At 65.5% G+C, this 14,686-nt stretch carries 9 protein-coding genes and 1 pseudogene; 4 read left to right on the forward strand and 6 right to left on the reverse strand.

From position 1 onward, the window contains the following. The first annotated feature begins 76 nt into the window (after positions 1-76). Complete coding sequence (locus tag QSV46_RS28165; protein WP_314959236.1) at positions 77-850, forward strand: enoyl-CoA hydratase-related protein; 774 nt, start codon at positions 77-79, stop codon at positions 848-850. A gap of 147 nt (positions 851-997) precedes the next feature. Here QSV46_RS28165 and QSV46_RS28170 read toward each other — a convergent pair whose 3' ends face one another. Next, a complete protein-coding gene (locus tag QSV46_RS28170) occupies positions 998-1,174 on the reverse strand; it encodes a hypothetical protein (protein WP_314959238.1) in 177 nt (58 codons plus the stop codon). A 9-nt stretch (positions 1,175-1,183) separates the two neighbouring features. After that, a complete protein-coding gene (locus QSV46_RS28175; RefSeq protein WP_314959240.1) occupies positions 1,184-1,417 on the reverse strand; it encodes a DUF6894 family protein in 234 nt (77 codons plus the stop codon). Between the two features lie 204 nt (positions 1,418-1,621). Between QSV46_RS28175 and QSV46_RS28180 the strand changes: the two genes are divergently transcribed. From QSV46_RS28180 to QSV46_RS28190, 3 genes are all read left to right on the forward strand, one after another. Further along, entirely contained in the window at positions 1,622-3,697 is a 2,076-nt protein-coding gene (locus QSV46_RS28180) for a PQQ-dependent sugar dehydrogenase (RefSeq protein ID WP_409997214.1), read from the forward strand. After that, entirely contained in the window at positions 3,654-4,592 is a 939-nt protein-coding gene (locus QSV46_RS28185) for an SMP-30/gluconolactonase/LRE family protein (protein WP_314959241.1), read from the forward strand. Before QSV46_RS28180 ends, QSV46_RS28185 begins: the two co-directional genes overlap by 44 nt. A 126-nt stretch (positions 4,593-4,718) precedes the next feature. Beyond that, the gene (locus QSV46_RS28190; RefSeq protein ID WP_314959242.1) at positions 4,719-5,744 is read left to right on the forward strand and encodes a histone deacetylase family protein; all 1,026 of its coding nucleotides are present in this window, start codon (positions 4,719-4,721) and stop codon (positions 5,742-5,744) included. Positions 5,745-5,901: 157 nt separating this feature from the next. Here QSV46_RS28190 and QSV46_RS28195 read toward each other — a convergent pair. The 4 genes and pseudogenes from QSV46_RS28195 to QSV46_RS28210 form a co-directional block, all read right to left on the reverse strand. Beyond that, positions 5,902-6,880, reverse strand: a pseudogene (locus QSV46_RS28195) (LLM class flavin-dependent oxidoreductase). After that, entirely contained in the window at positions 6,877-7,608 is a 732-nt protein-coding gene (locus tag QSV46_RS28200) for a 4'-phosphopantetheinyl transferase family protein (RefSeq protein ID WP_314959243.1), read from the reverse strand. The pseudogene QSV46_RS28195 and the gene QSV46_RS28200 overlap by 4 nt, the downstream one beginning before the upstream one ends. Positions 7,609-7,839: 231 nt before the next feature. Then, entirely contained in the window at positions 7,840-8,010 is a 171-nt protein-coding gene (locus tag QSV46_RS28205; protein ID WP_314959245.1) for a hypothetical protein, read from the reverse strand. A 144-nt stretch (positions 8,011-8,154) separates the two neighbouring features. After that, positions 8,155-14,613: a non-ribosomal peptide synthetase gene (locus QSV46_RS28210; protein ID WP_314959246.1), complete on the reverse strand. Its 6,459-nt coding sequence runs from the start codon at positions 14,611-14,613 to the stop codon at positions 8,155-8,157. Between the last annotated feature and the right edge of the window lie 73 nt (positions 14,614-14,686).

Here is a 14,686-nt window from a genome sequence, read left to right on the forward strand (position 1 = left end):
CGGTTGTCTTGGTTGGCGAAGCGTGCGGACAATGGCACATTGCGGCAAACGAGAACAATCCAAAGGGGGACGCGACATGGCAGGTGTGAAACAGGCGCGGGATGGCGCCGTCGGGATCTTGACGCTCGACGAGCCGGCGAGCCTGAACGCGATGACGCCGGACCTGCTCGGCGCGCTCGCCGCCGCCATCGCCGAGATGACGCGGAACGAGGACATCCGCGCCCTGATCCTCACTGGCGCCGGGCGCGGTTTTTGCTCAGGACAGAATTTGAAGGCATCCGAAGCACTGGGTGAAGACATCGCCGCCGGAGTCATGCGCTTCTATTGGCCTGCCTTCAGGGCGCTACGCGAATGCCGTGTGCCTGTCGTCATGGCCGTCAATGGTGTCGCGGCAGGTGGCGGCTTCAGTCTCGCGATGGCCGGCGACATCATTGTCGCGGCGCGGTCGGCGAGCTTCATCCAGGTGTTCAGCCGCATCGCGCTGGTGCCCGATCTCGGCTCGACCTGGCTGTTGCCGCGACTGGTCGGCCGGCAGCGCGCGCTCGAGCTGATGCTGCTGAACGAGCCGCTGACGGCCGAACGTGCGCAGGAGATTGGCCTGGTGCGGCAAGTTGTCGACGATTCGAAGCTGATGGACGAGGCGCTGGCCCTGGCACGTCGCCTCGCGGACGGGCCGACGCGCGCTTTGGTCGCAACCCGCGCGCTGGTCGAGGAGAGCGAGCATGCGACCTACGAGGCGCAGTTCCGACGCGAGATCGAGCTTCAGGCCACGATCCGCAGGAGCGCCGATGCCATCGAAGGCCGCAAGGCCTTCGTCGAGAAGCGTAAGGCGAGATTTACGGGGAAATAAGGTGGGGAGTGTTCCCCTGCACTCGTCATGCCCGGGCCTGACCCGGCATCCACGTCTTTGCGTCCTCAGAACGTGGATGGCCGGGACAAGCCCGGCCATGACGACGAAGAGACAGAGATCAGCTGGAAAGCGGCGAAGCCGCTGCGCTCAGAGCCTGCGGTCCAGCCGGCTGGCATGATATTTGGCGTGCCATTTCGGGCCAGGCCCGCGCATGTAGTGAAGCTCGGGGCGGTAGGGGTTGCCCGCGATTCGGATCAGCGTCTGCCATTTGGTGGCGACGAAGGTCAGGGGCTGGCGGAGCAGGCTCAGTGAAGCGAGCAACATGGCCTCACCTCAATGCGGCTTGCCGAGCATGGCGGTGAAGGGAAGATCAAAGATCTCCTCGCCGTCAGAACCGCTGACATGGATCACCCAGTCGCGCCAGTCTTCGGCACCCGGAGTCTGGATCATCGAGTTCATGATCTGGGCGGCACGGTCGCGCGCCTCGGTCAGGCTGGCCACTGCGGTGCCGCTGCGATCGATCAGCGTGCCGTCGGCGTTGGAGCAGTGAAAGTAAACCTGGACCATATGCGTCTCCTGTTGGGAGCGATTGGGATGGCAAACCGATACCACCCGAAGCCTTCGCGAAACATTCGGGCCGAGCCCGGTAAGGGAATCTACGGAGATTGGTCGGCACGAAGGTCGTTACAGGTTTAATCACAGGCGGGTGATGACCAGCTGGACGACGCTGAGGCGGCATGGAACAAGTTGCGCGGAAGGTCGGGGACCACCGTGAACCAGTTCACATTCGGGAGCGAACGCTGGAATCTGCGCTTGTTCGCAGCGGTCACCGCTACAGCGCTGCTTGGCGTCGCCCCGGCCTCGTCCGAGCCGGTCAGGAAGAGCGGCTATGCCATCGGCGCGGACACCTGCGGCAGTGGCGATCTCGCTTTTCCCAGAATCCAGATCGACATGAGGGCGGGATTTTGCGCTGGTCTCGTCGCCAGCGAAGAGGATCGTCTCAAATTTCCCCGTTCGATCGTCCAGGTGCCGGGCCGTGACCTGTTCGTGGTCGCCGACATGGGCGGCTGGGGCCACACCGATGGACGGCTGCTGCAGCTCGATCCGCGCGCGCCCCAGGGACAGCGACTCAAGGAGCTGCTGACGGGTGTTGAGTACCCGTTCGGCCTCGTGATCGGCCCGGACAGGAAGCTCTATGCCTCGAGCGCGGAGACGATCTTCCGGTTCGATCCGCTCGCCGAGAATCCACGGAGCACGGTCGAGACCATCATCCGCCATATGCCGGGCCGCCGGATCACATTGCCTGACGGCACCAGGCTCGACGAGAGCGCGCATCCGCTCAAGCAGTTTGTGTTCGACAGGAACGGGCGGCTGTTCGTCAATGTCGGCTCGCACAGCGACGACTGCATCACGCCGGCGCCGATCACCAGACCTTGCGCGGCGGCCGAGGGTGCGTCCGCGATGGCGTCGATCTGGCTGTTCACGCCGCCCGCAGGCGGCGTCTTCCCGGCGCTGAAGCCTGGTGATCGCGATCCGCCGCACACCGTCTATGCGCGCGGCCTGCGCAACTCGATGGCGCTGGCGCTGCATCCGAATTTTCCCGATGCTGGCTACGCCTTCCTGCAAGGCGAGAACAGCCGCGACCTGCCCGACATCTTCAAGCCGAACGAGGAGATCAACGCGATCGAGCAGGGCAGCCATTATGGCTGGCCCTATTGCTACGACCTGTCGACGCCGAGCCCCGAATTCAGGCTCGTGCTGCAATCCGGGGTCTACAAGTCGCTCTGCACGGCCAATGCGCTCTACAAGCCGCCGTTCTCGCTGCTGCCGCCACATGGCGCGCCGCTCGCGATGCTCTATTATCACGGCGCGAAATTCCCGGAGTTGGAAGGCAAGCTGCTGGTCGGCCTGCACGGCTACCGTCCGACCGGCAGCCGCGTCCTCGTCTATGACGTCGACGACCACGGCTTCCCGAAGCCCGCACCGGCGCCGGTGCGTTACCGCGTCAGTTGCGCGGCCGACCCGACCCACAGCTTTCAGACCGAGGCCGGCGACGTCGCCGCCGCGCCATTCGACGAACTGATCGCAGGCTGGCATCGCGTCAACGGTGCGCGGCCGCAAGGCGCGCCGGTCGGCATGACGATCGCCGAGGACGGCGCGATCTGGCTGGTCGAGGACAAGAACCAGACCGTGATCCGCATCGACCGCGCCGTGGGCGATGCCCCGGAGCCGCTGCCTTGCGACACGCGCAGCCAGGCGATGATCGACCAGCTCGCGGCCTTCGTTGCGCGCGACGCGCAGAACCGCGTCCGGCTCAGCACGCTGCGCAAGGGCCTCGTCGAGAAGCATTGCGTCGGCTGCCATTCGGATTTCGGCCTGAAGGCGGGACAATCGGACGCGGAGAAGGACAGCACGGTGCTCCGATTCATGCTGTCGCAGGACGGCTGGATCTATCCCGGGGACCCCGATGCCGGCAGGCTGCGCACGCGCCTTCGCGGTCTCGGTGCGGAAAAGCTGATGCCGCCGGGCGGCGAGAGCCTGCCCAGGACCGAGCCTGGCTACACGGGCCTGCTCGATACCGCCGACCTGCTCGTTGCGAAAATGGTTCCCGGAACGCGGATGCGGATCAAGTCCGGCCCGCCACAGCGCAAGTTCTTCAGCAAAACCAACAAGGAATGCGGCGAAATACCGGCCGCCAAGGTCGTCGTCGTCGTGACACAAAGGAGCGCTGTAGACAAATCCGGCTTCAGCCGCTTCTTCCGGCCGGCCGATCCCTATCTGAATGGCGAGTGCAGCGACGGCGATGGCTATTACATCCGGCAGGAATTTCTGGTGCCTGTGCAGTAGCGTCCTTCTCGTCATCGCGACGTCGGCCCAGGCGGAAACCAGGCTGTTCGAAAGCGTGCAGGTGACGCCTTCAGGCGAATACACCTTCGGCATCGAGGGGCCGGCCGCCGATCTCGACGGCAATCTCTTCGTCGTCAACCTCGGCAAGCCCGGCACGATCGGCAAGCTGCCTGTCGGCGGTGCCGCGTCGGAGCCATTCACCACCCTACCCGAGGGAAGCGTCGGCAATGCCATCCGCTTCGATCGCAACGGCACCATGTTCATCGCCGACTACAAGAAGCACAATGTCTTCGCGATCCCGAAGGGCGCGACCGAGCCCGCCGTCTGGTTTCATTCCGACGAAATGAATCAGCCCAACGACATCACGATTGCGCGCGACGGCACGATCTATGCGAGCGATCCGAACTGGAAGGGCCGGGAAGGCCACATCTGGCGCATCGCGAAGACGGCGGACGGATCGGTGCAGGGGCAGGTCATGGCGGCGCCGCGCGCGATGGGCACCACCAACGGCATCGATCTCAGCCCTGACGGCAAGACGCTCTATGTCGGCGAATCCAGCAGCGGTCAGGTCTGGTCCTACACGATCAGCGGCAACGAGCTCACCGAGGCAAAGCTGGTGAAGTCGTTTCAGCCCGACACTGTCGACGGACTGCGCACCGACGTTACCGGCCGTCTCTATGTCGCGCGCATTCTCAAGGGCACGATCGCGCTGATGAAGCCCAATGGCGCGGTCGAGCGCGAGATTGCGCTCAGGGCGAAGGAGCCGACCAATCTTGCCTTCGGCGGCAGCGACGGCAAGACCGTCTTCGTTACCCAGCGCCAGGGCGGCTTCGTCGAATCCTTTCGCACCGACCAGCAGGGCCGCGAGCACTGCCTCCAGCGCGGTCGGTGCTGAGCATCAGAGCCGATCTGCTTCCTGCGCAGAACGCCATGGCAGAGGCGGCATTCTTCTTGCTTGCATCTGGCCGCTGCAGCGATCAAGACATCTGTGGCACTTTCAAAGCGACCACGGAGTGTTTGAGTGAAAGCCGTCCATACCGAACTGCACCGCAGCCACGATCCGCAATTCTTCCTGGTGCGCGGTGTCGTCAAGCGCACCACCGAGCAGCCCGAGCGCGCCGACCGCCTGCTCAAGGGGCTCAAGGACGGCAAGCATCATCTGGTCGAGCCGACCACATTCGGGCAGGGGCCCCGCGCGCGCATTCACAGCCCGGAATATCTTTCGTTCCTGAGCGAGGCCTGGGACGCCTGGACCGCGCTCGGCGATTCCGGCCCGGAGATGATCGGCAACATTCATCCCGTACGTCATGCCGCGACCTATCCCACCCACATCACCGGCAAGCTCGGCTGGCACACCGCCGATACCGCGGCGCCGATCGGCCCCGGCACCTGGGCCGCGGCTTGCGCGGCGACCGACGTTGCGGTCACCGCCGCGCAGATGGTGATGGACGGCGAGGACGCGACCTACGCGCTCTGCCGTCCGCCCGGCCATCACGCCTATCGCGACATGGCCGGCGGCTTCTGCTTCCTCAACAACAGCGCGATCGCGGCCGCACATCTGCGGCAGAGGCACGAGCGGGTCGTGATCCTCGACGTCGACGTTCATCACGGTAACGGCACGCAAGGCATTTTCTACGCGCAGCCAGACGTCTACACGGTGTCGATCCACGCCGATCCCGTCGCGTATTATCCTTACGTGTGGGGCTATGCCCATGAGCGCGGCGAAGGCCCCGGCCTCGGCACCAATCTCAACATCCCGCTGCCCATCGGCACCGGCGATGACGGCTACATGCAGGCGATGGACATCGCGCGCAAGGCGATCGAATCCTTCGCGCCCGGCGCCCTCGTCATCGCGCTCGGCCTGGATGCCTCCGAGCACGATCCGCTGAAGGGGTTGGCCGTGACCACACCCGGCTTCCGCCGCATCGGCCAGGCCATCGCCAAGATGGGTCTGCCGACCGTGTTCGTACAGGAGGGTGGTTATCTCTCGGATATCCTGGGAGCCAACCTGACCTCGGTGCTGGCGGGGTTTGAAGAGGCGCGGTGAAGGAATACGAATTCGATTTCGTGTGAGGTCGTCATGCCCGGGCTTGTCCCGCCTGCGCGGCCGAAGCCGCTTCGGCGAGGCGAAGGCCCGGGCATCCACGTTCTTGGTACCGGGTGGCGGCCGGGACAATCCCGGCCATGACGACGAGAGAAGAAATCTAGAACATCCCGCTCGCCGCGAGCGCCTTGCAGACGTGCTGCATCTCGGTCTCGTCCGCCGCCATGTCGAGCATAACAGTGGTCAGGCCCTTCGCCGCAAAATCCTTCAGCTTCGCGCCGATCTCGTCGTAGCTGCCGACGAGGTAGGGGCAATCGGCCTGGAAGGTCAGGAACGGCAATAGCCAATAGCCGTTCTCCGCCAGCTCGCCGCTCTGGCCCTCGTAGAGCCGCCGCTTCCACACGGAATCGCTGTTCTCCACCGTGAGCGCGAGCAGCTCGCGATCATCGGCATTATCGCGAAAGCGCGCCCGTGCCGCCTGCCGCGCCTCCTCGCGCCCCTCGCGCGCGAAAATGCCGAAATTCATCCCTGATGCCTCGAGTCCGCGATCGAGATCGGGCGGCAGCATCTGCATCTTGATGCAGCCGGTTTCTTTCGCCACACGCTGCGCCGCGTCCGACTGGCCCGCGACCAGGAATTCCGGCATCGGCTCCGCCGGCAGACGCGGACGCAGTTGCAGATTGCTCGCGCGGTAGAACCGGCCCTCGAAATTCACCGGGCGGGGGCTTTCCAGCAGCTGGCGCATCAGCCCCACGAATTCGCCCAGACGGATATAGCGGTCGGCATGCGACTGATCGTCGCCCAGCCCCTGCAAGTCGCTGAGCGGGGTCCCCGTGATCATGTTGAGATAGACGTTGCGGCCATGAAGCTGCGCAAAGGACGAGACGAATTTCGCCGCCGTGAACGGGTGCATGTAGACCGGATTGACCGCGATCAGCGGCGAAGATCGCGTCGTCGCTGCCATGATGTGCTGGGCCATCGCCCAGGGCTCGACGAACACGTCGTTGCCTTCGAACAGCAATATGCCTTCGAAGCCGTTGCGGTCGGCGAAGTGCGACTCGCATCAACTCGCCGACATATTTCTTGGGATCGCGGTTGCGTGAGATCGCGGGAAAGACGCGCAGCCGCGCCGGCGTCATTCAGCCGCTTCCTGGAGCGGCCAGGCGTTGCGGGTGATGGGAAGGCCGCCGGTCGCGCGGGAGCCGTCGGCAATCGCCAGGCGATGCGAGGGCGAGGGCGAGCACAGCGAGAAGCGCCATCCATGCGGATCGTCGGCGATATCGGGTTTGAAGCTGATCTCGATGGCCTCCCGCGACACCTGCATCGCGAAGGCGTCGAGCGGCAAATTGAGTCCGAAACCCCTGGCCTTCAGATAGGCCTCCTTGAGCGTCCAGTAGTCGAAGAAGCGCTCGATTGCGGCCGGCTCCGGCAGTTCACGCAGCGTTTCGACCTCCTCCGGTGCGAAGAAGCGAAGCGCGGTGGACAGTGGCGCGCCGCGCCGTGACACGGTTTCGACGTCGACGCCGACGGTCTCATGCGCTGACACGACGCAGGCAACGCAACCGTCTGCATGGGACAGGCTGAAATGGAGCGGGGTGGAGGTTGTGGGCGCTGCGACAAACGGTCGCCCATAACGGCCGGCCGCAAAGGACCAATCGGAAGGCCCGACATCGGGTGCGACCCGCGACAGCGCCAGGCGGAGCATCGCATGCGCGAAAATATACTGCCGCCGATGCCGCTCGAACATGAAGCGATCGGCGCGGAGTCGTTCGTCGACCGAGAGGACCCGTCGGCACGCATCGAGCGCGCCCGGCGCGTCAATGGTCTCGATCAGTCCGACAAACAGTTCAATTCTGTCGTCTTCCATCAATTAGGCCCATGACGTCGAATGGAGGCAAGCCCCCTATCCGACGGAAGAAATAACTGAGCAAGAATCTACTGAGCGGACCGCTTCTAACGGTCCACCCGGGCAATTTCTTGTCGATTTGCAGGCCGGTTTACAGGCGCAAGCTTGTGCGAGACCCCAGCCCGACGAGCGAGCGGCCCATATCCGAAAAAGTGAAGCCTGAAGATTCGTGCGGCGTCCCGGCCGACGAGCTTACTTTTTCTTCTTCTTGGCTTTCTTTGATCCGCCCAGCACCGAAAGGCTGGCGTCGACATCCTTGAGCGCGGACTGGAGCTTCTTCTTCTCGGCGCCCAGCAGCTTTTGCAGGGCCTTGCGGTCCTTGTCGCTCAACGTGGTGCCCTTGGTAAATTTAATGAAACCCATAACACTCCCCCCGGTTGAAAATAATCGTCCAACTCAAAACGCGGGAATAATGTTGCGCGCTGGCGTGAAATAATCAAGATGCAACTTGGTCATTCACAGCTCTGGCGAGTGAATCCGTATTCGTCCGGTGCGAAGGTAGACCAGTCAGGCCGCTCGCCTATCGAGCAATCGGCCGAGCGGCGTGTTGGGCTGGGCGACAGCGGACCGCAGCAGCGCGACGAGATCCTCCATCCACTGGCTGACCGTACCACCATCGAGCAGCTCGCTCTTGTAATTGCATGAGCCGGTGATTCCGGTCGGCCGCTCCTTGAGCATCAGCGACAGCCAGGTCTGGTCGATCGGCAGCACCGGCTGGCCTTCGCGCGCGACGTTGCCGATCGATTGCGCCGTGATCTCCGGCAGATCGAGCGGCTGGCGCAGCGGATTTTGCAGCGTGAAATAGACCTGGAGCAGCGAGGCCGGATCGATTCCCTCCTGCTCCAGATGGTCGGCCAGGATGTTGAACGGCAGCTCCTGCCGCGCATGGGCCTCAAGCACGCTCCGGCGCACCCGGGCCAGGGCTGCCGCGAACGACAGGTCCGGCGTGAGTCGAGTGCGGACGATCACCGTGTTCTCGAACGGACCGACGATCCGGTCGGTGTCCGGCTGGCCGCGGTTGGCCATGGCGGTCGCAACCGCCATGTCGCTGCGGCCGGTCTGCGCCAGCAGCAGGGCCTTCAGGCCGGTGAGAAGGCACATGAACAGCGTGGCGTTGTGCCGGGCGGCAAACGCCGTGAGCCGGCCGATCAACTCGCGCTCGAGACTGACGGGGTGATGCCCGGTCGACGCGCCGGGGCTTGCTTCGCCATCGAAGACGGGGGCGGCGCCGCGCAAATTCTCGGTCCACTCGGCGGCCTGGCGGCGGGCGACGTCGGTCCCGCACCACCAGCGTTGCCAGCGGGCGACATCCGAAAAGGCGAGCGGCAGTTTCGGCAGCGGCACGGACGGCTGCCCGGCCAGCGCGGCGTAGCGGTTGGACAGCTCCTCGAACAGCACGCCAATCGACCAGCCGTCGGCGATGGCGTGATGAAGCGTCAGCAGCAGCACATGATCGTCGGCATGGAGCCGCAGCAGCCGCGCCCGCAACAGCGGCGGCCGCGCGGTGTCGAACGGGGTGTAGGTTTCCTGCTCGATCAGGAGACCGATCTTCCTGGTTTCCAGGGCCTTGCGCCGCTTGTTGCTGTGCGGTTGCCCGTCACCGATGATTTCGACGGTGAGGACGGGTCCGAGCTCGCTGGGTGCGGCAATGCGGCTGACGGGCTCCTCGCCGCTCCAGCCGAACCCGGTGCGCAGCGATTCGTGACGCCGCACGATATCGCCGAACGCCTGCGCGAGGCTGGCCGGATCGAGCGGGCCCCGGAGACGGAAGGCAAAGGGCAGGTTGAACAGCGGCAGGCGCGGCAGGTTCTGCTCGATCCGTATCATCTGGTCCTGCGCGATCGAGAGCGTGGGAGGGCCGCGTTCACCGAGCCTTGTTCCAGCCAGCATTGGCACGCCTGCGGCGGGCTTGTGCGGCTTCGCCGCCAGGGTCTCGTCGACCCGGCGGGCGAGCTCTTCGATCGTCGGTGCTTCGAAGATGGTCTTGATCGGCAGCGACACGCCGAGCGCACGGGCGACGCGCGCCATCGCCTGGCCCGCTAGCAGCGAATGACCACCGAGATCGAAGAAATTGTCGGTGACGCCGAGGCTCTCGACCTTCAGTAGGTCGATCCAGATGTCCGAGAGCACTTTTTCGGTGAAGCGCCGTGCCGGCACGGCGGCGTCCGGTCCGGAGACTTCCTGCGGCGCGGACGCGAGCAGCGCCGACCGGTCGATCTTGCCATGGGCGTTGAGCGGCACCTGATCCAGGAACAGGAATGCGGACGGGATGGCGTGGTTCGGCAACCGGCTCTTCAGGAATTCGCGCAGCTCGCTGGCGCTGCTCCGGCTGCCGGACCTTGCGACGATGTGGGCGATCAGCCTGACGTCGCCGCTCGCCTCGCGGCGCGGCTCGACGATGCCGGCGCGCACGCCCGGATGGTCGGCAAGGGCGTTCTCGATCTCCTTGAGCTCGATACGATAGCCGCGGACCTTGACCTGGTGGTCGGCACGGCCGAGGCATTCGATGGTGCCGTCCGCGCGGCGGCGGGCAAGGTCGCCGGTCCGGTACAGCATCCTGCCTTGCCGGCGCGAGAACGGATCGGGGATGAAGCGCTGCCGGCTTTGCGCGGGATCGTTGACATAACCGCGCCCAACGCCGGCGCCGCCGATGCAGAGCTCGCCGGTCACGCCGACCGGCTGCGGTTGAAGATTTTGATCGAGCACATAGAGCTGCGTGTTCGGCAGCGGCGCACCGACCGGGACGTTGCTTGTCGCCGCCGCCGCCGCATTGGTCAGGCGATGCAGCGAGACGTCGTCCGAACATTCCGAGGCGCCGTAGGCGTTGATCAGCGGCACCTTCGGGCAGCGGGCGAACCAGGCGCGGCAGAGATCGACCGGCAGCGGCTCGCCGGTCGAGATCAGGAGGCGCAACCTGGCAAAGGCGCGCTGGAGCTCCGCCTCGTCCATGCGATCGAGGATCACGCGGAGCAACGACGGCACGATCTCCAGCACCGTAATGCCTTGGCGCTCGATCTCCCGCGCGAGCAGGATCGGGTCCTGCACGATCGCGTTGGCGCAGATATGGACACGCGCGCCGACCATGGGTCCCGCGAGGAATTGCCAGACCGAGATGACAAAGCTCTGCGGCGCTGTCTGCGCGATCACGTCCCTGGGCGAGAGGCCGAGCTCGGAGATGAGCGATCCCAGATGGTTCGACAATCCGCGTTGCTCGATCATGACGCCTTTCGGCGCACCCGACGAGCCGGACGTATAGATGAGATAGGCAAGGCCCGAGGCTGCGCGCCGCGCGGCGCGAGCCGGCCTGGTCGCTCCTGGCGTGAGCGCGTCGTCGAGCTCGGCGACATGGATGCGTTCGACCAGCGGTTCGAGCAGCGCCTCGACCATGGCGGACTGCGCGCGGCCGGTCAGCAGCATGCGCGCGCAGCTCGATCCGAGGATGGTCGCTAGGCGCGCCGGCGGCTGGTCGGGATCGAGATTGAGGAAGGCAGCGCCCACCCGCTGCACGGCGATCATCGCGGCGAGCAGGTCGGGTCCGCGGTCCGCGAGCAACGCGACCACGCTCTCGGCGCCGATGCCTTCGCTGGCGAGCCAGCGCGCGGCCGCCTCGCTGCGGCGGGCCAGCTCGCGATAGGTCAGGGAGGTACGGCCGTCGGACACCGCAATCGCGTTTGGTGTCCTTTTGGCCTGGCGGTCGAACCGTTCATTGAGGTTGCCGCGCGTGCTGAAATCGGCCGGCGCGCCCTGGCCTTCAGCCAGCAATTGGCGGCGCTCGGCTTCTGTCAGCAGCGGCAAGCGCGAGATGGGCTGCTCCGGATTGGCGATGACGGCCTTGAACAGCGTCTTGAACTGGGCGGCCATGCCCTCGATCGTCGCCGCGTCGAACAGATCGGTGGCGTATTCGAAGAATCCGGTGAATCGGCCGTCGGCCTCGACCAGTTCGAGCGTGATGTCGAAGCGCGCCACTTTCGGGTCGACCTCCAGCCGGCGCGTCGACAGCCCGGGGAAGCGTGCGGCCTCGATCGAGGCGTTCTGGAGGATGAACATGATGCGGAACAGCGGATTGCCGTCCGTCCTTCGCGCGACCTGGAGCGCGCGCAGCACCTCCTCGATCGGGAGGTCCTGATTGCGATACGCATCCAGCGTGACCTGCCGCACCCGCCGCAACAATTCGCCAAAACCCGGGTCGCCGCCAAAATGATTACGCAGGATCAGGGTATTGGCGAAAAGGCCGATCAGGCGTTCGCTCTCGATCTGGTTGCGGTTGGCGATCAGCAATCCCGTCGCGACATCCTCATGTCCGGTGTAGCGGAACAGCAGGCACTGGAACGCGGCGAGCAGCGTCATGAAGGGCGTGACGCTCTGGTCCTGGCTCAGCGCGCGCAAATCGGCCGAAAGCGTTTTGGAGAATTCGATATAGTGCCGGGCGCCATGACCGCTCCAGATCTCCGGCCGTGGCCGGTCGGTCCGCAGCGGCAGCGTGGTGACGCCGTCGAGCTGGGTTTTCCAGTAATCGAGCTGCTCCTTCGCCGCCGGCGTCTGCGCCCAGCTCTGCTGCCACAGCGCAAAGTCGCGATATTGGAAGGTGGGCGGCGGCAGCGTCGCCGCGCTTGTCTTGCGCGCGGCTGCATAATGGGCGGCAAGCTCCTCCCAGAACAGCCGCTGCGACCAGCCGTCGGTGACGAGGTGATGAACGTTGACGACCAGCGCGTGGCTGGACTTGTCGAACGACAGCAGCGTGACCTTCAGCGGCGCCTCGCGCGCCAGATCGAACGGATATTGCGCGAGCTCGAACGCCTTGCGCCGGATCATTGCGGTCCGCTCGTCCGCGGCGCGGGGCTTGAGCTTGATCCGCTCGAGCCGCGGCGGCGATTGCAGCACGAGCTGCGCCGGCTCGCCCTGTCGTTCGATGAAGACCGAGCGCAGCGCCTCATGGCGCGCGCAGATCGGAGCGAGGCTCGCAGAAAGCGCGGAGACGTCGACCAGGCCCTTGAGAATGGCGACCTCGACGACGTTGTAATTGTAGCGGGTCGGATCGAGCCGCGAGAGCACATACATCCGCTGCTGCTGGAACGACAGCGGCGCGTCTGCCGCCGCCGCGGTGCGCCATGCCGGCAGCATCGTTTCGCGACCGGCCGCGGCGCTCTCGACCCGGGCCGCAAGCGCGGCGACCGTGGCACTATCAAAGATGTCCTCGAACGAGAAGTCGACATTGAAGTGTTCGCGCAGGCGCGAGCGCATCTGCGTCGCGGCGAGCGAGTCCGCGCCGAGTGCGAAGACGTCCTGGTCGATGCCGACACGAGGCAGCTCCAGCAGGCCGGCCCAGATCTCCGCAAGCTGGGTCTCCAGCACATTGCGCGGGAGCTGCGCCTGCTCGCCATCCTCCGCCGTTGCGATCAGATCGGCCAGCGCGTTGCGCCTGACCTTGCCGCTCGCGCCTTTCGGCAGCGCGGCCACGCTGCGGATCAGGCTCGGGACCTTGTAGGCCGCAAGACGTTTGCGCGCGAACCGGCGGAGCTGGTCCGAGGTCGCCTCCGAGTTCCGCCGCAGCACCACGACCGCGGCGACGTTGTCACCGAGCTTTGGGTGCGGGACGGCGAACACGCCGGCCTCCAGCACCGCCGGATGGCTGAGCAGGACGTCTTCCACCTCCAGCGGCGAGATCTTCTGGCCGCCGCGGTTGATGACGTCCTTGATGCGGCCGACGATGAAGAGATAGCCGTCGGCATCGAGATAGCCGAGGTCGCCAGTCCGGAACCAGCCGTTGCGGAAGGCGGCCTGCGTCGCTGCCTCGTCATTGTAATAGCCGCGGCTCATGTTGGGTCCGCGCAGCATGATCTCGCCATGCTCGCCGCTTCCGAGGACGCGCCCGGTCTCGTCCATGATCGCGATCTCGGGGCCCGCGGCGCGGCCAACCGAGCCGACTTTGCGCAGCTCGAACGGATTGGCCGCGATCTGCGAGGCCGCTTCCGTCATGCCGTAGGTTTCGAGCACGGGAACACCGAACATCGCCTCCAGCCCGTTCAGGATCGCAGGCGCGAGCGAGGACGAGGCCGAGCGGATCACGCGCAGCGACGACGAGCGGGCGCGGTCCGGGTTGGCTTCCGCTGCCGTCAGCAGCGCGCGATGAATGGTCGGCACCGCCGTGTACCAGGTCGGTCGCAGCTCCCGCATCCAGTCGAAAAACGACGATGCATCAAAACCGTTGGTGCAGATCACGCTGGAGCCCGCGGCCAGCGCCGTCAGCAGGCCGGAGATCAGCCCGTGAGCGTGAAACAGCGGCAGGGCATTGAGCAGGCGGTCGTGGGGCCCAAGCGACAACACGCGTCCGGCGTTGTAGGCAGAGAGGCACACATTGCGATGTGTCAGCGGCACCATTTTGGGCCGCGCTGCAGTGCCTGACGTCAGCATGATGAATGCGTCGTCGTCGCCGCGCGAGGTGCCGCTGCCATTGGCCGGACCGACCGTCGGGCCGACGAATGCGCAGCCGCCGGGATTGTCGTCCGGTCCCGGCACGAAATCGATCACCGCGATGGCGAGCGCCTTGGCGACGTCACGGCTTGGTGAGTTCAACTCGGCGCGGGTGACGAGCGCCGCCAGCTTCAATTCGCTGAAATAGCGTTGCAGCTCATCGGCTGTCAGATCGGGATTGACCGGGACGCAAGCACCGGCCGAGGCGACCGCGATCAACGCCAGTGCGCTGTCGGCGCCGCGTGGCAACGCAACGGCGATCCGGTCGGCAGGGGTAATGCCGAGCTCGCGCAGGGTGCGGACCAGCTGCGGGATCAAGTCACCCAGCTTGCCGTAGGTGAGGGGCGACCTGCCAGGGGCGAGGAGAGCCGGCGCCGCCGGCGTCTTCCGTGCATGGAAGTCGAGAAGGCCGCCGATATGGGCAAAGGTCCTGGTTTCGGCGCCCGCGCTGCCCGATCCCTCTCCCGCTTTGGATGCAGTGTCCGACAATGCCATTCCCTTTTGATCTGATTGGGCTATTCTTCCCAAGACTTAGGGAATGCGTCCAGTCTGAGGTGAAGTTCGGGCC

This window comes from Bradyrhizobium cosmicum, from assembly GCF_032290525.1.
Classification (GTDB): Bacteria; Pseudomonadota; Alphaproteobacteria; order Rhizobiales; family Xanthobacteraceae; genus Bradyrhizobium; species Bradyrhizobium cosmicum_A.